The organism is Chelativorans petroleitrophicus (assembly GCF_025398195.1).
Taxonomy (GTDB): Bacteria; Pseudomonadota; Alphaproteobacteria; order Rhizobiales; family Rhizobiaceae; genus Chelativorans; species Chelativorans petroleitrophicus.
The window spans coordinates 44,706-64,066 of sequence record NZ_JAODNV010000003.1 but is presented as its reverse complement, the minus strand read 5'-3'; the positions used below and the strand labels follow the sequence as shown (position 1 = coordinate 64,066).

24 protein-coding genes are annotated in these 19,361 nt (G+C 63.4%); 16 read left to right on the top strand and 8 right to left on the bottom strand.

The genetic code is table 11. The features are described 5' to 3' along the window. Positions 1-24: 24 nt before the first annotated feature. Positions 25-393: a thioredoxin domain-containing protein gene (locus NYR54_RS01205; protein ID WP_261513569.1), complete on the top strand. Its 369-nt coding sequence runs from the start codon at positions 25-27 to the stop codon at positions 391-393. Next, entirely contained in the window at positions 390-812 is a 423-nt protein-coding gene (locus NYR54_RS01200; RefSeq protein WP_261513567.1) for an ArsR/SmtB family transcription factor, read from the top strand. The genes NYR54_RS01205 and NYR54_RS01200 overlap by 4 nt, the downstream gene beginning before the upstream one ends. A gap of 40 nt (positions 813-852) precedes the next feature. Here NYR54_RS01200 and NYR54_RS01195 read toward each other — a convergent pair whose 3' ends face one another. Continuing rightward, complete coding sequence (locus NYR54_RS01195) at positions 853-1,764, bottom strand: MBL fold metallo-hydrolase (protein WP_261513566.1); 912 nt, start codon at positions 1,762-1,764, stop codon at positions 853-855. A 136-nt stretch (positions 1,765-1,900) separates the two neighbouring features. On the opposite strand from NYR54_RS01195, the gene NYR54_RS01190 reads away from it, so the two are divergent. The 14 genes from NYR54_RS01190 (at position 1,901) to NYR54_RS01125 (ending at position 11,856) form a co-directional block, all read left to right on the top strand. Further along, the gene (locus NYR54_RS01190) at positions 1,901-2,341 is read left to right on the top strand and encodes a DsrE family protein (protein ID WP_261513565.1); all 441 of its coding nucleotides are present in this window, start codon (positions 1,901-1,903) and stop codon (positions 2,339-2,341) included. 22 nt (positions 2,342-2,363) lie between these two features. Beyond that, the gene (locus NYR54_RS01185; RefSeq protein WP_261513564.1) at positions 2,364-2,825 is read left to right on the top strand and encodes a DUF302 domain-containing protein; all 462 of its coding nucleotides are present in this window, start codon (positions 2,364-2,366) and stop codon (positions 2,823-2,825) included. A gap of 138 nt (positions 2,826-2,963) precedes the next feature. After that, positions 2,964-3,416 carry a group III truncated hemoglobin gene (locus tag NYR54_RS01180; RefSeq protein ID WP_261513563.1) on the top strand — a complete coding sequence of 151 codons (453 nt, stop codon included), beginning with the start codon at positions 2,964-2,966 and terminating at the stop codon, positions 3,414-3,416. Then, positions 3,406-3,864: a hypothetical protein gene (locus NYR54_RS01175; RefSeq protein WP_261513562.1), complete on the top strand. Its 459-nt coding sequence runs from the start codon at positions 3,406-3,408 to the stop codon at positions 3,862-3,864. Before NYR54_RS01180 ends, NYR54_RS01175 begins: the two co-directional genes overlap by 11 nt. A 4-nt stretch (positions 3,865-3,868) precedes the next feature. Then, positions 3,869-4,321 carry an RrF2 family transcriptional regulator gene (locus tag NYR54_RS01170; RefSeq protein ID WP_261513561.1) on the top strand — a complete coding sequence of 151 codons (453 nt, stop codon included), beginning with the start codon at positions 3,869-3,871 and terminating at the stop codon, positions 4,319-4,321. A gap of 32 nt (positions 4,322-4,353) precedes the next feature. Next, positions 4,354-5,994, top strand: a complete 1,641-nt coding sequence (gene ccoN / locus NYR54_RS01165; protein ID WP_423738548.1) for a cytochrome-c oxidase, cbb3-type subunit I — start codon at positions 4,354-4,356, stop codon at positions 5,992-5,994. 4 nt (positions 5,995-5,998) lie between these two features. Then, positions 5,999-6,751, top strand: coding sequence for a cytochrome-c oxidase, cbb3-type subunit II (ccoO, locus tag NYR54_RS01160; protein WP_261513560.1), 753 nt, complete (start codon positions 5,999-6,001; stop codon positions 6,749-6,751). Then, positions 6,751-6,921: a cbb3-type cytochrome c oxidase subunit 3 gene (locus NYR54_RS01155; RefSeq protein ID WP_261513559.1), complete on the top strand. Its 171-nt coding sequence runs from the start codon at positions 6,751-6,753 to the stop codon at positions 6,919-6,921. Before ccoO ends, NYR54_RS01155 begins: the two co-directional genes overlap by 1 nt. Then, a complete protein-coding gene (gene ccoP, locus NYR54_RS01150; RefSeq protein ID WP_261513558.1) occupies positions 6,912-7,817 on the top strand; it encodes a cytochrome-c oxidase, cbb3-type subunit III in 906 nt (301 codons plus the stop codon). Before NYR54_RS01155 ends, ccoP begins: the two co-directional genes overlap by 10 nt. After that, positions 7,814-8,011: a hypothetical protein gene (locus tag NYR54_RS01145; RefSeq protein ID WP_261513557.1), complete on the top strand. Its 198-nt coding sequence runs from the start codon at positions 7,814-7,816 to the stop codon at positions 8,009-8,011. Before ccoP ends, NYR54_RS01145 begins: the two co-directional genes overlap by 4 nt. A 20-nt stretch (positions 8,012-8,031) precedes the next feature. Next, positions 8,032-8,823, top strand: a complete 792-nt coding sequence (locus tag NYR54_RS01140; RefSeq protein ID WP_261513556.1) for a DUF2189 domain-containing protein — start codon at positions 8,032-8,034, stop codon at positions 8,821-8,823. Beyond that, positions 8,801-11,074: a heavy metal translocating P-type ATPase gene (locus NYR54_RS01135; RefSeq protein WP_423738547.1), complete on the top strand. Its 2,274-nt coding sequence runs from the start codon at positions 8,801-8,803 to the stop codon at positions 11,072-11,074. Before NYR54_RS01140 ends, NYR54_RS01135 begins: the two co-directional genes overlap by 23 nt. Continuing rightward, a complete protein-coding gene (gene ccoS / locus NYR54_RS01130; protein WP_261513552.1) occupies positions 11,071-11,265 on the top strand; it encodes a cbb3-type cytochrome oxidase assembly protein CcoS in 195 nt (64 codons plus the stop codon). The genes NYR54_RS01135 and ccoS overlap by 4 nt, the downstream gene beginning before the upstream one ends. A gap of 147 nt (positions 11,266-11,412) precedes the next feature. After that, the gene (locus NYR54_RS01125) at positions 11,413-11,856 is read left to right on the top strand and encodes a pseudoazurin (protein ID WP_261513551.1); all 444 of its coding nucleotides are present in this window, start codon (positions 11,413-11,415) and stop codon (positions 11,854-11,856) included. A gap of 87 nt (positions 11,857-11,943) precedes the next feature. On the opposite strand, the gene NYR54_RS01120 is transcribed toward NYR54_RS01125, so the two are convergent. From NYR54_RS01120 to NYR54_RS01090, 7 genes are all read right to left on the bottom strand, one after another. After that, positions 11,944-12,747 carry an inositol monophosphatase family protein gene (locus NYR54_RS01120; RefSeq protein ID WP_261513549.1) on the bottom strand — a complete coding sequence of 268 codons (804 nt, stop codon included), beginning with the start codon at positions 12,745-12,747 and terminating at the stop codon, positions 11,944-11,946. 14 nt (positions 12,748-12,761) lie between these two features. Then, complete coding sequence (locus tag NYR54_RS01115) at positions 12,762-13,763, bottom strand: LacI family DNA-binding transcriptional regulator (protein ID WP_279327361.1); 1,002 nt, start codon at positions 13,761-13,763, stop codon at positions 12,762-12,764. After that, positions 13,763-14,527, bottom strand: coding sequence for a glycerophosphodiester phosphodiesterase (locus NYR54_RS01110; protein WP_261513546.1), 765 nt, complete (start codon positions 14,525-14,527; stop codon positions 13,763-13,765). Before NYR54_RS01110 ends, NYR54_RS01115 begins: the two co-directional genes overlap by 1 nt. Next, a complete protein-coding gene (locus NYR54_RS01105) occupies positions 14,524-15,582 on the bottom strand; it encodes an ABC transporter ATP-binding protein (RefSeq protein ID WP_261513545.1) in 1,059 nt (352 codons plus the stop codon). Before NYR54_RS01105 ends, NYR54_RS01110 begins: the two co-directional genes overlap by 4 nt. Then, positions 15,582-16,406 (bottom strand): carbohydrate ABC transporter permease, encoded by an 825-nt coding sequence (locus tag NYR54_RS01100; RefSeq protein WP_261513544.1) that lies wholly within the window; start codon positions 16,404-16,406, stop codon positions 15,582-15,584. Before NYR54_RS01100 ends, NYR54_RS01105 begins: the two co-directional genes overlap by 1 nt. Before the next feature lie 7 nt (positions 16,407-16,413). Continuing rightward, positions 16,414-17,721, bottom strand: a complete 1,308-nt coding sequence (locus tag NYR54_RS01095) for a carbohydrate ABC transporter permease (protein ID WP_341484274.1) — start codon at positions 17,719-17,721, stop codon at positions 16,414-16,416. 99 nt (positions 17,722-17,820) lie between these two features. Further along, positions 17,821-19,158, bottom strand: coding sequence for an ABC transporter substrate-binding protein (locus tag NYR54_RS01090; RefSeq protein WP_261513542.1), 1,338 nt, complete (start codon positions 19,156-19,158; stop codon positions 17,821-17,823). Between the last annotated feature and the right edge of the window lie 203 nt (positions 19,159-19,361).

Sequence of the window (19,361 nt, the reverse complement as noted above, 5' to 3'; positions counted from 1 at the left end):
TCGCAAAGCACAAAAGGACGGATCATGCGTGCGACGAAGAAAATCCTTCCGGCCTTGGCAGCGCTACTGGCCACCGCCCTGCCGCTTCAGGCGGCGGAGCTCATCATGCTGGAGCGGCCAGGCTGTGTCTGGTGCGCCAAATTCAACGAGGAGATCGCGCCCGCCTATGCCAAGACCGAGCAGGGGCGGCGCGCGCCGCTTCGCCGGGTTGATATAACCAAGGAGTGGCCGGAGGATCTTCAGGGTATCGCCAGCGAGCGCATCACGCCCAGCTTTGTTCTTATCGAAGACGGCAAGGAAGTCGGCCGAATCCGCGGCTATCCCGGCGGCGAGTTCTTCTGGTATCTTCTCGATGAGCTCATTGCAAAGCTCGATCCACCGGAGGGCGCATGAGCCTGCCAGAGCCGAAACCCGCCCGCCCGCCCGACGATTTCAAACGGCTTCTGGAGCAAGCGCGCAAGGCAAGCAACGTTCTTAAGGCGCTCTCGCATGAAGGCCGGCTGCTCATCTTGTGCCTTCTGGCTGAGGGCGAAAAGTCGGTCTCGGAGCTCGAAGAGACCATGAACATGCCGCAGGCGGCCGTGTCGCAGCAACTGGCAAGGCTGCGCTTCGACCGTCTCGTCAACGCGCGTCGGGAAGGCCGCTTGATCTACTATTCGATCGCGAGGCAGGAGGTCGAGCCGGTGATCGAGGCCCTTTACGGCCTGTTCTGTGCACCGGCGCGCAAGGCCGGGCCGAGGGGTTCGGCAGGCATAAAGCAATTCCAAGAAAGACGGATACCGGTTTTCCGTCCGCAATTGCGTAAACAATAACTTGGATCGCGCTCTTCCGGACCGATAGATCAGACCAACCCTACGCAGCCACGAACCGGTAGGCACCATCCTTGCGCTCGACCGTTCCGGCTCCCGGATGCGGCAGATGATAGCCGATCAGCCGCGCCTTCTCGACTGCCAGCCGCTCGAGCAGCTTCGCCCGAGTTGCAGCCGCCAGCTCCGGCTCCTGATCGCTACCGGCCCGCAACTCCGGCTGGGCGAAGGAGGCGAAATTGGTGACCGCGTCACCCGCCACCAGAACCGGCTCCACACCGCCATGGACCATGAAGGAGACATGGCCCGGCGTGTGGCCAGCGGTGTCCACCGCTTCCACACCCGGAATAACTTCCGCGCCGGGCTTGAACAGCCTGATGCTCTCTTCGATCCGCGGCAGCCGATTCTGAGCGCCTACGACGAAGCTCTTACGCTCCTCCGGCATCTTGTCCAGCGTATCCTCCGCGCGCCAGAAATCCCATTCGGCCTCGGCCATCCGGTAGGCGGCGTTGGGGAAGACAAGTTCATCGAAATCATCGAAGAGGCCCCAGAGATGATCCGGATGGGCGTGGGTAAAGATGACATCAGTCACCTCCGCCGGATCGATGCCCGCCTCGCCCATATTGTCGAAAAGCCTGCCGGTGGTCGGCGTGAAATTCGGACCGGCGCCGACATCGAAGACCGCCAGGCGGTCTCCGGCGCGCAGGAATGTCACGTTGCAGTCTGGACTGTAGCCGTCCGTGGGCATGCCGTTTGCGGCAAGCAGCGCCTTAAGCTCCGCTTCCGGAAGATCGGGAAAGAGAAATTCGAGCGGCAACGTCATGTGACCATCGCTGACGATGATCAACTCTCCCTCTCCGACGGCCAGCCGGCCCATAGCGCGGGCCTGCGGTAAGGCGAGCCCGGCAAGCGCAAGCGCTGCGGTGCCCTTCATCAGGTTCCGGCGTGAGATGGGCATCGGCAACTTCCCTTAAGCGCGCCCAGATGCGCAATCGACATATTCAGATTTTTGCATCCTTGATCTTTTCGGTTGCCTGGTCAACGCATGATGCTCAAGGATAGCAGGTGATCGTGCAAGACCAGAAGGAAGCGAAATGTTTGCGATCAGATCCGCGGCCATTGCCGCCGCCTTTTCCATGCTCACCATCGCGGCCCAGGCTGAAGAGGTTGTGCACAAGCTCGCCATTCATGTCGATCAGAACGATCCGGCCGTGATGAATCTGGCGCTCAACAATGCCGAGAACGTCCGACACTATTACGAGGCCAAGGGCGAGAAAGTGCAGATCGAGATCGTCGCCTATGGACCGGGCCTCAACATGCTCGTTGCCGGAGAAAGCCCGGTGGAGGAGCGCATCTCAGCCATGTCGCTCGAAAGTCCGGAGATCACATTCGCCGCCTGCGAGAATACCCACAGGAACATGGTGAAGAAGGCTGGCAAGGACGTGCCGCTGATGAGCGAGGCGGTCATGGTACCTTCGGGCGTGGTGCGGCTCATGGAGCTTCAGGCCGAGGGATATGCGTACATAAGACCGTGAGCGGGAAGGGAGGGACCTGACCATGACGATGTTGCGCGCCGCCTGGCCAGCCCTAGCTTTCGGGCTCCTGCTTTCCGCCGCCAGCGCCCGGGCGCAGGATGATGTTACGCTCTATCAGACCGAAGCACCCTTCGAGGACGTCGCTTTCGCGGTCAACGACGCCATCATCAATCTCGGCTATGTGATCGATCACCACGGCGACATCGGCGAGATGCTTGCGCGCACTGCCGAAGACGTCGGCGCGGACAGGAAGCTCTACCGCGACGCAGAGTTCTTCCAGTTCTGCTCCGCCGTGGTCTCGCGCCGTGTAATGGAGCAGGACGTCGCCAACATCGCCTACTGCCCGTACATCGTCTTCGTCTATGAGACGGAAGCCGAGCCGGGCGTCGTCAAGGTCGGCTTTCGCCGCCTGCCCGAAGGCGGAGGCCGCGACGAGGTCAACGAAATCCTGGACGGGATCGCACGCGAGGCCGCAGGTCAGTAGCGGCCTCCCCGGCACAAACGCGGCCACATGAGACGTTTTGTCCGCGCGAGACGTTTTGTCATTGCGACAACCCATCCGTTGACCCGGAGCAGCTGCTCTGAATAGTGGTACTTGCGATACCACTTTTTAGAGCGACCAATGACCAATATCCGCATACAGGCTGCACGGCCCAGACCGGAAGAGCCCCTTGTCGCCGAAGGCGTCGACCGGGCCTTCATCGGCGGAATCGTACGCGATTTCTATGCTCGCGTGCGCAAGGACGAGCGACTGGGGCCGATCTTCGCCCGCCACATCGCCGGTAACTGGGAGCCGCATCTGGAGAAGATGACGGACTTCTGGTGTTCGGTGATCCTGAAGACCGGCGAATATCGCGGCCGCCCCGTTCCGGCGCATCTGAAGCTCAAGGAGGTGCGCGAGACGGATTTCGCAATCTGGCTCGGACTCTTCCGCGAGACGGTGAACGAGCGCTGTACGCCGCAGGTCGCGGTCGTCTTCATCGAGCGGGCGGAACGCATCGCCAAGAGCCTGCAACTCGCCATGTTCTTCACCCTCACCAGGCCTGGGATCCAGGAGGCCAGCCATGAGCCGTAAACGACACGCTTATGCGGCAGCCGCCTTCATCGCCGTCTTCTGGCTCGGCATGCTGGTCGGCGTTTCCTTCCTCGCCACGCCAGTGAAGTTCGAGGCACCCTCGCTCGATCTGCCGGTGGCGCTGGATGTGGGCCGCGTCACCTTCGCGCTTTTCTCGCGCATCGAATGGATTCCGGCCGTGCTCCTTCTCGCCGTTACGGCCTTGCCGCGGCTCGGCAGCTGGATGATCGCGGGAGCGGCCGCCGCCCTCCTCCTGCTTGCGATCGAGTTCTTCTGGCTGCTGCCGGTGCTCGATCAGAGGGTGGAAGCGATCATCGCCGGCAAGCCGCTTCCGCCGAGCTCGCACCACTTTCTCTACGCCTCGGCCGAGGTGGTGAAGGCATTTCTCCTGCTGGCCGTCGGGCTCGGCGGCCTCATGCGACCGGCCAAGGGGCGCGTTGCGGAATAGCCCCATGCGCATGACGCTCCATACCGATTACGCGCTGCGCATTCTGATGATGCTTGGCGCAAGCGAAAGCCGGCCGGTCACCGTCCAGCAGGTGGCCGACTCCTACGGGCTTTCGCGCAATCATCTGCTGAAAGTGGCGCTTAACCTGCGCAACATGGGGCTTATCGCGGCCACGCGCGGCCGCTCCGGCGGCATCGCGCTCGCGCAGCCGCCCGAAGACATCAATATTGGCGCGGTGGTGCGCGCGACGGAGAACGATCTGGCGCCGGTAGAATGCATGAGGAAGGGCGGGACGTGCCTTCTGTCCCCCTCATGCCGGCTGAAGGGCGTCGTGCGCGAGGCGCTCGAAGCCTATTTCGCCGTCTTCGACAAATACTCGCTCGCCGATTTGATCCAGAACAAAGACACGCTCGGCGTGATGCTTCAAATCGAGCCGCCGCACGGCGAAGCACCGTAAGCGGCACAATAGAAGAAAGGGTCTTGAGAGTGATCGCACGACTGACCATCGCTGAACGACAGATCGGTCTTTGGCTTGCGGGGCTCGTCACGCTTGCGGGCGCAGCCCTCGGGATCGCCGGCCGCAATGACGTTCTGGGCTATCACGGCCTTCTCATCACCATTTTCGGCGCAGTCGTCGTGGTCGCGCTTCTGCGGAACATCGACGCGCCCGAACCGGATGAGAGTCGGCTTTCCGAGTATTACGACGATCCCATCCGCTTCGGAATCGTCCTCACCATGGCCTGGGCGGTCTTCGGCATGTTCATCGGGGTCTGGGTCTCCGCCCTGCTGGCCTGGCCGGAGCTGACCTTCGACGCCGCATGGGCGAGCTTCGGGCGCCTGAGACCGGCGCACACCACGGGCGTGATTTTCGGCTTCGGCGGCAACGCGCTGATCGCCACCTCGCTGCATGTGGTCCAGCGCACCTCGCTTGCGCGCCTGCCCGACCAGGTAAGCCCCTGGTTCGTGCTGCTCGGCTACAATCTGTTCTGCCTGCTCGCCGTCTCCGGCTATTTCCTGGGCATCACCCAGTCGAAGGAATATGCCGAGCCGGAATGGTATGCGGATATCTGGCTGGTGATCGTCTGGGTCGTCTATTTCGTGCTCTACATCCGCACGCTCGCCCGCCGCAAAGAGCCGCACATCTATGTGGCGAACTGGTACTACATGGCCTTCATCCTGGTCGTGGCGGTCCTGCACATCGTCAACAACCTCGCGGTGCCGATCTCGCTTTCAAGCGCCAAGGCCTATTCCCTCTTCTCGGGCGTACAGGACGCGATGACACAATGGTGGTACGGGCATAACGCCGTCGCCTTCTTCCTCACCGCGGGCTTCCTCGGCATGATGTACTACTACCTGCCGAAGCGGGCGGAACGGCCGATCTATTCCTACCGCATCTCGATCATCAGCTTCTGGGGCATCACCTTCTTCTATATGTGGGCAGGATCGCACCACCTGCACTACACCGCCCTGCCCCACTGGGTGCAGACGCTGGGCATGACGTTCTCCATCATGCTCCTCGTGCCCTCCTGGGCCTCGGCTGGCAATGCGCTGCTGACGCTCAACGGCGCCTGGCACAAGGTGCGTGACGACGCCACGCTGCGCTTCATGATGGTGGCGGCGGTCTTCTACGGCCTCTCCACCTTCGAGGGCTCGTTCCTGGCAATCCGCGCCGTCAACTCGCTCTCGCACTACACCGACTGGACCGTGGGCCATGTCCATGCCGGCGCGCTCGGCTGGGTGGCCATGATCACCTTCGGCGCGCTCTACACGCTGACACCCGCCATGTGGAAGCGTGAGCGCATGTACTCCAACACGCTGGTGGAGGTGCATTTCTGGTGCGCGGTCATCGGCACGCTGATCTACGTCTTCGCGATGTGGAACTCGGGCATCATCCAGGGGCTGATGTGGCGCACCTACAATGAGAGCGGCACGCTGACCTATTCCTTCATCGAGTCGCTGGTCGCGATGCACCCCTACTACATCGCGCGCACCGTGGGCGGGCTCTTCTTCCTCACGGGGGCTGTGGTCGGAACCTACAACATCATCATGACCATCCGGCACGAACCGTCGCTGGCGCGCCACCCGGCGGGCAAGCTCGCTGCCGATGGCCCGCTGGTGGCGGGAGAATAAGAACATGCCGGAAGTACACAGGAAACTCGAACGGACAGCCATCGGCTTCGCGCTGGCCATCATCGTGGTCTCCAGCATCGGCGGGCTGGTCGAGATTGCGCCGCTCTTCACCATCGATGAGACGGTGGAGAAAGTTGAGGACATGCGCGTCTACACGCCGCTGGAACTTGCTGGCCGCAACATCTACATGCGCGAAGGCTGCTACGCCTGCCACAGCCAGATGATCCGCACGCTGCGCGACGAGGTGGAGCGCTACGGCCCATACTCACTCGCCGTGGAGTCGCAATACGACCATCCGATGCTGTGGGGCTCCAAACGCACGGGGCCGGACCTTGCCCGCGTCGGCGGCAAATATTCCGACGAATGGCACGTGGCGCATCTGATCGACCCGCGCTCCGTGGTGCCGGAGTCGAAGATGCCCGCCTATGCTTGGCTGCAGCGCAATACGCTGAAGATCGACGACCTGCCGGCCCATCTTGAGGCCATGCGCAAGGTGGGCGTGCCCTACACGGACGAGATGGTACAGAACGCCACCCATGACGCCTTCGCCCAGGCCTTCCCCGACAGCGCCGCGGCGGAAGGGGTGGCCGAACGCTACGGCGAGGATACCAACATACGCGCCTTCGACGGCGATCCCGGCCGGCTCACCGAGATGGATGCGCTGGTCGCCTATCTGCAGATCATCGGCAAGCTGACCGACGCCCCCTATCAGAAGTCGGCGGGCGGTGAGGTCATGCAAGCTGAGGAGACCGAATAATGGACATCGGACACGACACCCTGGTCGCCATGGCCAAGAGCTGGGGCCTCTTCTATCTCATCGCGCTGTCCATCGGCGTGCTCGTCTATACGTTCTGGCCGGGCAACCGGAAGCGCTTCGCGCGCGCCAAGGTCAGCGTGCTCGACAAGGAGGACCGGCCATGGCGGTAGGCGAACGCGAGCGTGATCCCGTTACCGGTCAGTACACGACCGGGCACGATTGGAACGGCATCAAGGAGCTGGACAACCGCGTCCCGCGGCCCATCCTCTTCTTCCTCATCGCCACGGCGCTGTTCTCCATCGTCTACTGGGTACTGATGCCCGCCTGGCCTATAGGCGTGACCTACACCAAGGGCCTGCTCGGCATCGATCAGCGCCAGACGGTGGAAAAGGCGGTCGAGGAAGCCGCCGCTGCGCGGCGCGCCGCCTGGGCCGAGGACATCGCGAAGCTGGACTTCGCCGAAATCCGGGAACGGCCGGAGCTCATGCAGATCGTGCGCGAATCCGGCAGCACGCTGTTCGGTGACAATTGCGCCGTCTGCCACGGACTCGATGGAAGCGGCAATCCGGGCTTTCCGAGCCTCGCCGACCACGCCTGGCTGTGGGGCGGCGATCCGGAGATCGTGGCGGAAACCCTCCGTATCGGCATCAACTCCACCCATCCGGAAACCCGGTTCGCCCAGATGCCGGCTTTCGGCCGCGACGGCATCCTCGACCGGCCTTCCATATCTTCCATCGTCTCCTTCATCCGCAACAATGCCGAAGGGATAGAGGATCTCGGCCCGCTGGACACCAAGGGCGTGGAGGAGGGCGCGCGGCTCTTTGCCGAGAATTGCGCCGCCTGCCACGGCGAGGACGGACGCGGCGACCCGGCCATGGGCGTGCCAAATCTCATGGACGATTCATGGCTGACGGGAAGCGACCGGGAATCGCTGATCCGCACCATCTCCGAGGGACGGCAGGGCCACATGCCGCATTGGGAAGACCGGCTCAGCGAGCTCGACCGCAAGATCCTGACACTTTACGTGACGGAGATCATCAACGGTAAGCCGGAGGCCGAACGATGAAAGCCGCTACCCAGCGGCACAGGACGCGCCTTCTGGTGCTAACGGGGGTGGTCGCCGGTCTCCTCCTCTTCTTCGGCGCCAACGCGCATCTCGTCTATGTCGCGATTCAGGCGCAGTCCGAATGCGTTGACCACCTCAAGATGCCGGATGAAACTCGGCCTGGACAGTTCCGGGCCGCCAAATCCGCCTGCTAAGGGTGGAAGGAACGGGAACCATGGCAAACGACATTCACGCAGACGATTTTCAGGCCGCGGCGCTGTCTACCCGCAACCGCGGACTGCCGATCCTCGAGGCTTTTCACTGGCTTGGCGATGGCTGGCGGGACTTCACCGCGCGGCCGGGCCTCAGCCTTTTCTATGGCGTCGGCGTGCTTGCCCTTTCGGCACTTACGGTGGCCGCCATGTTCGCCGCCGGGTGGGACCATATCCTGTTTCCCGCGCTGTCCGGCTTCATGATCGTAGGGCCGCTGATCGCCATCGGCACCTATGAAAAGAGCCGCAGGCTCACCGAAGGCGAGCCGCTGGGCTTGAGGCACATACTTTTCGTGCCCCTCCGCTCCGGTGGCCAGATCTTCTTCGTCGGCCTGATCCTGGCCCTGCTCATGGTCTTCTGGATGCGCGCAGCCGTTCTCATCTACGCGCTGTTTTTCGGCCTGCGTCCCTTCCCCGGTCTCGATCACATCGTGCCGATGCTGTTTTTCACGCCGGTCGGCTGGGCCATGCTGGTGACAGGCACAATTGTCGGCGGGCTTTTCGCCGCCTTCTCCTTCGCCATCAGCGTGTTTGCCATTCCCATGCTGGTGGACCAGCGCACCGACGCGCTGACAGCCATGGGCACCAGCATGGCGCTGGTCTGGAACAACCTACCCGTGATGCTGATGTGGGGCGCCATCGTGCTCGCCTTCTTCCTCATCGCGGTTGCCACCGGCCTTATCGGCCTTGTCGTCATATTCCCGCTGCTGGGGCACGCCACCTGGCATGCCTATGCGGCAATTGCACGGAGCTGAGGGATTGACGGTCTGCTGCGCCCCGGGAGCTGATATCGGCAGTGCTAGACGCTGGCCCTCCGACGAGGAGGTGCGCCTGGCAAGCCGCGCGCTCTCCGAGCAGCTAATGCAGACCGACCTTTCCGTGCCGTCGGCTCATTGCGCGGCCTGCATCAGAGCTATCGAGACGGCGCTGCTTGCCCTGCCGGGCGTTGAGGCCGCGAGGCTCAACCTCACCACCCGCCGGGTTTCGGTCCAATGGCTGAAGGACGGACCGGTGCCGCCCTTCTTCGCGACGCTTACACGGGCGGGTTACGACGCCGCGCTCTACACGCAGGACCAGTCGGAGGACGATCCGGAGTTCGGCCGGCTCCTGCGCGCCACGGCCGTAGCGGGCTTTGCCGCAATGAACATCATGCTTCTGTCGGTATCCGTATGGTCCGGAGCGGATGCCGGAACGCGCCACGCATTCCACCTCATCTCGGCGCTGCTGGCGCTGCCGACGATCGCCTATTCGGGCCGCGTCTTCTTCGCCTCGGCCTGGTCGGCGCTGAAGCATCGGCGCACCAACATGGACGTGCCGATCTCCGTCGGGATCGTGCTCACGCTGGCGCTCAGCCTGCACGACACGCTGCGCAACGAGCCGCATGCCTATTTCGACGCCGTGGTCTCGCTCACCTTCTTCCTGCTCGTGGGCCGCACGCTCGACCACATGATGCGGCGCAAGGCCAGAACCGCCATCGTCGGGCTGGCGCGCATCATGCCGCGAGGTGCGGTGACGATCTCGGCGGACGGTACGCGCGAGTACAAGGACGTGCGCACGATCGCCAAGGGCGAAACCCTGTTCGTCGCCCCGGGCGAGCGCATTCCCCTCGACGGCACCATCACCGAGGGCCGCGGCGAACTCGACGCCCAGCTCGTGACCGGCGAGGTGGAACCCGTCAACGCCGGCCCTGGCGATCACGTCAGCGCCGGCATGCTGAACCTGAACGGATCGCTGACCATCCGCGCCGAAAGGGAAGCCGAGGAATCGTTTCTTTCCGAAATGATCCGGATGATGGAGGCTGCCGAAGCGGGCCGCTCCGGCTATCGCCGCATCGCCGACCGGGCCGCAAGCCTCTACTCCCCGGTCATCCACACGCTGGCCTTCATCGCCTTTGCCGGGTGGATGGCGGTCACCGGCGACTGGCACCGCGCCCTGACGATCGCCGTCTCGGTGCTGATCATCACCTGCCCCTGCGCGCTGGGACTGGCGGTGCCCATGGTGCAGGTGATGGCGGCGCGCCGGCTCTTCGAGCGCGGCATCGCCCTCAAGGAAGGCAGCGCGCTGGAGCGGCTGGCCGAAACTGATACGGTCGTCTTCGACAAGACAGGAACGCTGACGCTAGGCGATCTTCGGGTCGCCGCTTCCACCGTCCCGGAAAATCATCTTGAAGCCGCGGCCGCGCTCGCCTTCAATTCGCGCCATCCCGCTGCGCGCGCCATTGCGAGCCTGCGCCCGGACAGCAGAATGGCGGTGGAGGACTTTGCAGAATATCCTGGCCTCGGCATCGAGGGGAGGATCAACGGCGCAGTCTACATGCTCGGCCGGCCGTCCTGGGCCTGCCGGGGCGTGGTGTCGGACAACGAGAAAAGCATGAGCGCGCTATCCTGTGACGGCGAGCTTGCCGGAACCTTCACCTTTGCCGACACGCCCCGACCCGACGCGAAGGAGGCCGTCCAGGCGCTCTGGGAGCGGGAATTTGAGCTGGAGGTGCTTTCCGGCGACGGAGAGCGGGCGGTGGCCGCCGTGGCTCGCGATCTCGGCTTTGAGCGCTGGCGCTCGGCCATGCTGCCTGCCGACAAGGTTGCGCGGCTTGACGAACTGCGCGGTCAGGGCCGCAAGGTGCTGATGGTGGGCGACGGGCTGAACGACGCCCCCGCGCTTTCGGCTGCGCACGTCTCAATGGCCCCCGGCAACGCCGCCGAGATTGGTCGCAACGCCGCCGACCTGGTCTTCTTCAACGCTTCGCTTGCCGCCGTACCCGCCGCTCTTGCCATCGCACGGCGCGCAGGCGCCCTCGTCAAGCAGAACCTCGGACTGGCGGTGATCTACAACGTCACGGTTCTGCCGCTGGCCCTCGCCGGCCATGTCACGCCGCTGATCGCCGCCATCGCCATGTCGCTCTCCTCCATCCTCGTGGTCGCCAACGCCCTGAGGCTGCGCGGCGACACTCCAAAGCCGGTAGCAGCCGGGCGGCGGGCAGGAAAGCTCGCGGAGGCAGCCTCATGAGTTATCTCACGTGGCTCATTCCCATCGCCCTTCTGATGGGCGCTACTGCGCTTCTTGCCTTCCTCTGGTCGCTGCGCGACGGGCAGTACGAAGATCTGGACGGCGCGGCCCAGCGCATCCTGCTGGATGACGGAGAGGACCGCCCGGCGGCTGCGGGTGGTCCCCGCTACAGCCGCCCGGAGCCAGAATAGGCCGAACCGGCACGGGCGGAGCCTTCGCACCATCGGCCTTGTGCTTCTTTCGATCTCCCGTTTGAGCCAGCGCAAATATCGGGCGGGCAGACGCCGCTAAAGATGCCGGCGACACACACGTTCAGTACCAACCAAAAAGGAAAAACCATGAAAAGGATAGTTGCTGCCATTGCCATTGGAGCGGCCGCCCTGTTCGCGGCGAATGCGGGCGCAGCCGAGTTCGAAATCCATATGCTGAACAAGGGCGAGAAGGGAACGATGGTCTTCGAACCGAACTTCGTGAAGGCCGCGCCGGGCGACACGATCCGCTTCGTTCCCGTGGACAAGGGGCACAACGCGGAAACCATCAAGGGCATGATCCCCGAAGGCGCGGAGCCCTTCAAGGGTAAGATCAACGAAGAATTTACGGTCACGCTAACGGAAGAGGGCGTCTATGGCGTGAAGTGCGCGCCGCACTACGGTATGGGCATGGTCGCCCTCATAGAGGTCGGCACGCCTCAAAACGCCGAAGCGGCCCAGCAGGTGAAGCATCCAGGCAAGGCAAAGACCGTCTTTTCGGAGCTGTTCGGGCAGATGCTGGCCGCCAGATAACTAGAAGATCAGGAGCCGCCGTATTACGGCAGCTCCATTATTAAGGCCGGCTTGACACACAGAGCTGGCGAATAACGCCAAGCGGTGTTACGCCAGCGCGTGCACCAGTTCCTTTAGAAATCCCAGCGGGTTAGCCAGACTCGGGGCATAGGCCGCCAGCGGGCCGCCCCGTTCGAGCATGACCGGAAGTGGTGGCATCTCGACGATCGCACCCGCCTCGGATGCGATCAGCGCGCCGGCGAGAATGTCCCAGGAATTCACGTGCGCTTCGTAGAACAGGTCGGCCACGCCGCATGCCACGCGCACGAGGCCCAAAGCGGCGGCACCGAGGCGGCGATAATCCACCCCGATATCGTTGAGACGGCGCTGAAGAGCCTGATAATCCTCGAAACTTGTGCGCCGTGAGCAGCCCAGAATGGCGAGCGCCTCGGCGGGATCGCTGCGGGTGGCTACCGCGATACGGTGCTCGCCGCGCCAGGCGCCGCCTCCCCGCGCGGCCGCATAGACGCTCTGCGTCGTGGCATCGTAGATGACGCCGAGTTCCAGGACGCCGCTGCGGACGAAGGCGATCGACACCGCCCAGTGGCGCAGGCCGCGGATGAAGTTGGTGGTACCGTCGATCGGATCGACCACCCAGAAACCGTCCGTTTCGGGCTGGCCGCCGGTTTCCTCGCCCAGAAACCCATCCTCGGGGAATGCCGTCTTCAGGGCATGGCGGATCGTTTCCTCGCCACGCCGGTCCGCCGCCGTCACGAAGTCCTGCAAGCCTTTCCGCTCGAAGGTGGGGGCGGCTTCCGCACGGAACTGCTCGATCTGGCGCCCCACTTCGCCCGCAAGCGAGCGCGCAAAATTCAGGCGCTGTACAAGATCTTCATCGGCGGCAACGTTCAAGGGCCTTTTCTCCTTCAGGCCGTCCGGCGCCGAACCAGCGTGACGGGCGTCGTTTCCACGCGCTCCGGCGTGGACGGTTCGTCCATGCGGCTGACCAACAGGTTTATCGCCTGTTCGGCCTGCAGATCGGACGGCTGTCTTATGGTTGTCAGTTCATAGGCCGACCAAGCGGCCTGCGGGATGTCATCATGGCCGATGACCCGAATGGCCTCGGCAGCCCCATTGCCCTTCCGGCGCAGCCCGTCAATCAGCCCGCAGGCCATATAGTCGTTGACGCAGAATACGCCGTCCGCCCCTTCAAGCCTTTCCGCCGCGGCAACGCCGTGATCGTAATCATTGACTGCGACGGAAATCACCCGTGCCTCAACCTGCATCGAATAGCAGGCGGACACGAAAGCCTGCTGCCGGCAGCGCGCCGTGTAGGAGGGAGCGGCTGCGGCCACCACCGCCAGGCGCCGCGCCCCGGCCTCCACCAGGGTGGTGGCCGCCAAGCGGCCGGCGGCTGCATTGTCGGAAATCACCCGGTCGACCGAGGGAATGGTGTCGGCCTTGTTAATGAGTACGATAGGCACGCCTGCCGCCGCGAATTCCGCGCACAGCGCCGTGGGCGGCGCGTCGGAGGTGACCAGCACACCGGAGACGTTGTAGTGCAGGAGCTGGTTCATCACATGATCGGCGCTCTCGCCCTGATCCGCAGGAAGCAGGATGGGCCGGAAGTTGCGCCGGACCAGACTTTTCGTGATCTGCTCGATCTGCATGGCACGGAACGGATTGTCCATGCCGGCCGCGACCACGCCGACGAAATCGGAGCGGCGGTTGATGAGGCTGCGCGCGAGATAATTGACCCGGTAGCCGAGCTCCTTCGCCGCTTTTATCACCTTCTCGCGTGTCTCCGGCGACACGCTCGCATTGGGCGTGAAGGTACGCGAAACGGCCGCACGGGAAACGCCGGCGCGCCGCGCCACGTCGAAGGAGGTGACCTTGTGGCCCCGCACTGGCTTCTCCGGACCACCCATCAGGCAGCCACCCCGTCGATTGCCGCCCGCAGCCGCTCCGGCAGATCGGAACAGATGCCGATCACCGGCAGCCGAACGATGTCGGCGATGATCTCCGGCCGCTCCTCGTGCCAGAGCACGATCTGCCGACCGCTTTCAAAAATACGGTCCATGAGGTCGGGCGTCACTAGGTCCTGCGGGCGCTCTCCGCCCCGCTCCCAGCACAGATGCACGATGTCCGCCTCCGCCGCGTCCGCCTCGGCCAGCGTGTCCGCACCGAGACGGACGAGGACCGAAAGCGGGAAATCGCAACCTTGCCTGCGCAAGTGCCGGACGGGTTCGGTATCGAACGAGCCGAGCACGGCAAAGCGCTGGTCGCGCTCCAGCAGGTGCCGCCAGACCAGCGGCGCGGCCTCCGGCGCCTTGATCTCCACATACAGACCGGCAGAACGCGCCTGAGCCAGCGCGGCAACCTCGGCGAAAGTGGGCACGTTCACGCCGGGAAACTGCGCAAGCTCCGCCCAGCTCAGCTCCGAAATCCGCGCATCGACGCCGAAAACCCGCTGAAGATGGTCATCGTGGCTGACGACGCAGACGCCGTCGCGGGTCACCTGCGCGTCGAGCTCCCACATCTCCGCGCCGAGATCGCTGGCGCGCGCGAAGGCTTCAAGCGTGTTTTCCCTTACATGGCCGCTCGCCCCGCGATGGCCGATGACGAGCGGATACCGCAGATGCGCCGGCCAACGGAAGCGTTCCGCGAAGCTGGCAAAGCCGGGCTTGCTCAAAGGCGTTCCCCGTTTTCGGCAAACAGGAAGATGTCGTCGCTGCGCACCTTCCATTCCACCACGTCATCCAACGCGATATCGTCACGCACCCGCTGGATGGAGCGCAGCACACTGCCGTTTTCCAGTGTGATGTCGTAGAGGTTCTCGCGGCCCTGCGTCTCGATGAAGCTAACGCGGCCGCGAATGGTGGCATCGCCCTCGGTACCAAGGCTTTCCGGGCGTATGCCGATGATGACGGGCGTTCCGTCCGGCGGCACTGTCGCATTCTTCGGCACGGGCAGACGGATATCCGCGTTCTTGACCGCAAGAGAGCCGTCTCGCGCCTCCGCCTCGATGAAGGCGATGGGCGGATTGCCCAGGAAGCCGGCCACAAAAGCCGTTCGCGGGTTGCGGTACATTTCCTGCGGCGTGGCAATCTGGATGATCTCGCCGGCGTTCATGATGGCGATCCGGTCGCACATGCTCATCGCCTCCACCTGGTCGTGCGTGACCAGGATGGCGGTGATGCCCGTTTCGAGCTGGATGCGCCGGATCTCCGAGCGCATCTCCAGTCGCAGCTTGGCATCGAGATTGGCAAGCGGCTCGTCCAGAAGCAGCACGTTGGGCCGGCGCACCAGCGCGCGGGCAAGCGCCACACGCTGCTGCTGCCCACCGGACAGTTCGGCGGGTCTGCGGCCGAGCAGCCCCTCGATATGGACAAGCCCAGCGATCTCTTCCACCTGCCGCTTCACCTCCGCCTCCGGCATTTTGCGGATGCGCAGCGGGAAGGCGATGTTGTCGGCCACCGTCATGTGCGGGTAAAGCGCGTAGGACTGGAAGACCACGCCGACATTGCGCTCCTGCGAGGGAACGTTGGTCACGTCCCGGTCGCCGAATAAAATGCGTCCGCTCGTAACCCTGTGAATACCGCAGATGGCGAAGAGCGTGGTGGACTTGCCGCAGCCTGACGGGCCGAGCAGCGCCAGCATCTCCCCATCCTTGATCTCGAGCGTCATGTCCTCGATGACCTTCACGGCACCGAAAGACTTCGAGAAATGTTCGAGCAGGATACGCATTAGCCTTTGGAGCCTCCCCCGTAGATGTTCATGAGGCGATTCTGGAAGACAAAGAACAGGATAAGAACGGGCATCATGTAGAAGAGCCCGACCGACTTGAACATGTTCATGTCGAAGTTGTTATCATCGGCGATCAGCCCGGCGAGGTAGACGGACAGCACCTGAGCGTTGCCGCTGGGTGCCAGCACCTGCGGCAGGATGAACTCGCCCCAGCCGAGCAGGAAAGCAAAGAGGCCGAGCGCGAAGATGCCGGGCTTGACCTGCGGCAGGACAAGCTTGCGCCAAACGGTGAATCTGCTCGCCCCGTCCTGGATTCCGGCCATCTCGATCTCCCACGGCACCGTGTCGTAGAAGCCCTTCATGAGCCAGATGCCGAGTGGCATATCGATCGCGGCCTTCACGAGAATGACGCCGATCAGCGTGTTGTAAAGGCCCACTACCTGTAGCACGAGGAAGATGGCGACGATCAGCGTGATCGCCGGGAAGGCGTGCAGCACCATGACGCCGGCCAGGAAGTAGGTTCGTCCTGGCACATTGAGCCGCGACAGCACATAGCCCGCCATGGAAGAGATAACCAGCACCAGCGCAGCGGTGGAGGTGGCGAAGAGGAAGGAGTTCAACGTCACCCGCCAGATGCTCGGCCGCCCGGGCCGCGTCTCCCACAGGAACGACCAGTGCTCCAGCGTGAACTCGTTCGGGATGAAGGAGCCCGCCGGCGCGTTCGAAATCGTATCGACGAACAGGAACACGTACATCAGCACCAGCGGCGCACTCACGATGGTGAGCGCCAAGACGATGGGCCAGGTCCTCAAATGTCCGATCATGGCCGCCTCACAGCTCGATTCTCGGCTTCGCGACAAGCGCGTTGTAGTTGAACAGGCGCAGGTAGATCAGCGACAGCACGATGCCGATTACCACCAGGACCAGAGCCATGGCGGCACCCATGCCGTACTGGAGATTGCCGGCATAGTTGTTGAGCGCGGTGTGGTAGATCCACAGCGACCAGACCTCCGTCGCGCCTCCCGGACCGCCGTTCGTCGCCAGGAGCGTCTGATCGATGGAGGTCAGCAACGAAAGGGTCTGATAACAGGTCACGAACAGGATCGGCCATTTGAGCTGCGGCAGAATGATGTGGCGGATCTGCTGCCAGCGATAGGCACCATCCACGCTCGCCGCGTGGAACAGCGATTCAGGGATCGCCTTGATGGCCGAGGCGAAAATGACCATGCCCATCGAGGCGCCGACGAAACCGTTGATGACGATCACGAAGAACCAGGCATTGGTCGCGGTATCCAGCATCCAGTTGCGCGGCCTGACACCGAAATTGGACAGAAAGGCGCTCAGGAAGCCCGTATCCCAAGCGAGCCATTTCCAGAGCAGCACGTAGATCACCACCGGAGAAATGCGCGGCAGGAACCAGATGATGCGGAAGATGCCGGCCGGCCGATCCGGGATGTAATGGGTGGCGATCGCCAGCACCATGGCGTAGCCCGTATTGAAGATGACGAGCGTCATCGCCACGAAGAACAGTGTGTTGAAGAGCACCTGGCGCGTGGTGGGCGACGAGGCAAGACGGCGGAAATTTTCGGTCGTCCAGGTCCAGCCGGTATAGGTGCTGGCGGCAAGCGCCTCCTTCTCCTCGTCGGTCAGATCAGGATCGATCGCCTCGGCGGCCGCGATGAGCGACTCTCGGCTGGAAAACCGTGCATTGGCAAGGGAGCGGCTGAACTCCTCGGAAATGCTCTTTACAGTGCGCGTGTTCGGGCGGTCGGGCAATCCGCGGATGTCGCGCTCCAACTCACGGCGTGAGGCATATGTCTTGCCTAAAAGGCCGTCCCTGAGGCTATCGATGATGTTCTTGTCGATCCCCTTTTCCTCAAGCGCGGCAAGGCCCTGCTCATCGACCACATAGGTGGGCTGGCCCAGCCGCTCGGCGAGCTCACCCATACCGTAACGGTCGGTCAGCACGCGCAGCGTGCCCGGAGAGACCTGATAGGCGCCCCCGGTTATTCCCGTTGCCGTAGTCATATTGGTGAAGGCGAAGACGCCAGTCAGCGCCACCGGCATCAGGAAGAACAGGACGACCAGCACCACGGCCGGCAGGAGGAACAGGATTCCAAGCCCCTTGGAGCTGGACAACCAGCCGAGGTGCAGGCGGCTCTGAGCTGCCCGGACGCCAATCGGCGTCCGGGCGGACTCTGCAATGTCGCGGGAAGCGTTCATCTTTACCGCGTCAGGTCAGCGGATGACGATCGCCTCGCCGAGGCTGCTCGTCAGTTCCGCCTCCAGGTCGGAAACCGCCTGCTCCGGCGTCTTCTGTCCGGTCCAGGAGGCCTCGAGGCCGCCCCACATCGCGTTCCAGTAGGTGCCGAAATCCGTGTTGTTCGGCATGGCGTTGGCGAAGGGCAGCAGGCGCTCCGTGGCCTCACGCGCCCAGCGATCGCCTGCGTAGAGGTCGATGTTCGACTGCTGATGCGTGATGCCCAGATGAGCGGACTTGACGGCATGGAGCGTGTTGATGCGCGGTTCGGAGGCGATCTTGATCAGCTCGGCGGCGATCGCTTCCTCATCGTCGTTTTCCTGATCCGTCAGGACATAGACAAGCGGATGGGTGAGCGTGTTGGGCTTGCCGCCCTCACCGGCCGGGATGAGCGAGAAGGCGATGTTGCCGAAGAAATCCTTCAGGCCCTCCTGGTTGGTGTAACGGGCGTAGTGCCAGGTGCCACCATGCCAGATGCCGGCCTTGCCGCTGGCGACCTCGGAGTACCACTGGTCGTTGGGGGTGCCGATGTGGTTCTTGCGGGTCACGCCGGCCTCAACCGCATCGACGAAGAACTGGTAGAAGCGCTGCATAGCCGCCTTGTCGAGGACCAGCCGGCCGTCCTCCTCCATCACCCCGCCAAAGCTCGTGTAGAACTGCCAGTAGTCGGGGCCGTTCTCCGGACGCGGATAGAAGCCGTATCCGGCTTCCACAACACCCTGGTCCACCATCTTCTTGGCGTCTTCCAGAACGTTGTCGAGCGTGTATTCGCCCGATTCAACCCGATCCGGCAGCGCCTCGAGGTCCTCATCCGAATAGCCGATCGCCTTCATGTGCTCCTTCCAGAAGAAGAAGGGGCGCGACTCGGCGTCCTGCGGCAGGCCATAGAGAACGCCGCCAAAGGAAGCGATTTCGAGAAGGTTGTCATAGATGTCGTTGATGGGCCAAGCGTCGAGGTTGAGGTAGTCCTCGACCGGCACGATCAGGCCGGACTGGGCCCAGGGCGCGATGTCCTCATGGCCGGTAACCAGGATGTGCGGCGCATTGCCAGCTTCCGCGGCCAGCGTGACGGCCTGCTTGAAATCGTCCCAGGTGTTGTCGGTCTTCTTCTCGACGTTGATCGTCAGGTCTTCGCCACGGATGGCAGCTTCGCGCTCCAGGAGGTCCGCCGCGATCTCGATGGCGTCGACGCGGTAATTATCGTTAGGGCCGCTGCCGCCCGCCCACACGCGGATGGTCACCTCCTCGGCGGCCGCAGCACCCGCCAGAGATACCAGCGCAATGGCGGCAGTGGTTGTCAGTAGACGCTTCGTCATCTCGTACGTTCCTCCTTGCATTCATTTTTGGGAAAGGCGCCATTTGGGACCGATGGCGGACTGCTGCTGCCATCGGCTTCCTCCCTAGTGCCCTTCTCTGACAATCAGATGACAGATGTGCACGTGTGCATTCTTTGTGTTTCTAGCCCATCCCCTCTATATTGCACACGTGTACATTTTCACGCATGAAGACTTCCGTCAAT

Coding starts and splice junctions, on each gene's coding strand:
- NYR54_RS01205 (WP_261513569.1), top strand. CDS start 25: ATGCGTGCGACGAAGAAAATCCTTCCGGCCTTGGCAGCGCTACTGGCC.
- NYR54_RS01200 (WP_261513567.1), top strand. CDS start 390: ATGAGCCTGCCAGAGCCGAAACCCGCCCGCCCGCCCGACGATTTCAAA.
- NYR54_RS01195 (WP_261513566.1), bottom strand. CDS start 1,764: ATGCCCATCTCACGCCGGAACCTGATGAAGGGCACCGCAGCGCTTGCG.
- NYR54_RS01190 (WP_261513565.1), top strand. CDS start 1,901: ATGTTTGCGATCAGATCCGCGGCCATTGCCGCCGCCTTTTCCATGCTC.
- NYR54_RS01185 (WP_261513564.1), top strand. CDS start 2,364: ATGACGATGTTGCGCGCCGCCTGGCCAGCCCTAGCTTTCGGGCTCCTG.
- NYR54_RS01180 (WP_261513563.1), top strand. CDS start 2,964: ATGACCAATATCCGCATACAGGCTGCACGGCCCAGACCGGAAGAGCCC.
- NYR54_RS01175 (WP_261513562.1), top strand. CDS start 3,406: ATGAGCCGTAAACGACACGCTTATGCGGCAGCCGCCTTCATCGCCGTC.
- NYR54_RS01170 (WP_261513561.1), top strand. CDS start 3,869: ATGCGCATGACGCTCCATACCGATTACGCGCTGCGCATTCTGATGATG.
- ccoO (WP_261513560.1), top strand. CDS start 5,999: ATGCCGGAAGTACACAGGAAACTCGAACGGACAGCCATCGGCTTCGCG.
- NYR54_RS01155 (WP_261513559.1), top strand. CDS start 6,751: ATGGACATCGGACACGACACCCTGGTCGCCATGGCCAAGAGCTGGGGC.
- ccoP (WP_261513558.1), top strand. CDS start 6,912: ATGGCGGTAGGCGAACGCGAGCGTGATCCCGTTACCGGTCAGTACACG.
- NYR54_RS01145 (WP_261513557.1), top strand. CDS start 7,814: ATGAAAGCCGCTACCCAGCGGCACAGGACGCGCCTTCTGGTGCTAACG.
- NYR54_RS01140 (WP_261513556.1), top strand. CDS start 8,032: ATGGCAAACGACATTCACGCAGACGATTTTCAGGCCGCGGCGCTGTCT.
- NYR54_RS01135 (WP_423738547.1), top strand. CDS start 8,801: ATGCGGCAATTGCACGGAGCTGAGGGATTGACGGTCTGCTGCGCCCCG.
- ccoS (WP_261513552.1), top strand. CDS start 11,071: ATGAGTTATCTCACGTGGCTCATTCCCATCGCCCTTCTGATGGGCGCT.
- NYR54_RS01125 (WP_261513551.1), top strand. CDS start 11,413: ATGAAAAGGATAGTTGCTGCCATTGCCATTGGAGCGGCCGCCCTGTTC.
- NYR54_RS01115 (WP_279327361.1), bottom strand. CDS start 13,763: ATGGGTGGTCCGGAGAAGCCAGTGCGGGGCCACAAGGTCACCTCCTTC.
- NYR54_RS01105 (WP_261513545.1), bottom strand. CDS start 15,582: ATGCGTATCCTGCTCGAACATTTCTCGAAGTCTTTCGGTGCCGTGAAG.
- NYR54_RS01100 (WP_261513544.1), bottom strand. CDS start 16,406: ATGATCGGACATTTGAGGACCTGGCCCATCGTCTTGGCGCTCACCATC.
- NYR54_RS01090 (WP_261513542.1), bottom strand. CDS start 19,158: ATGACGAAGCGTCTACTGACAACCACTGCCGCCATTGCGCTGGTATCT.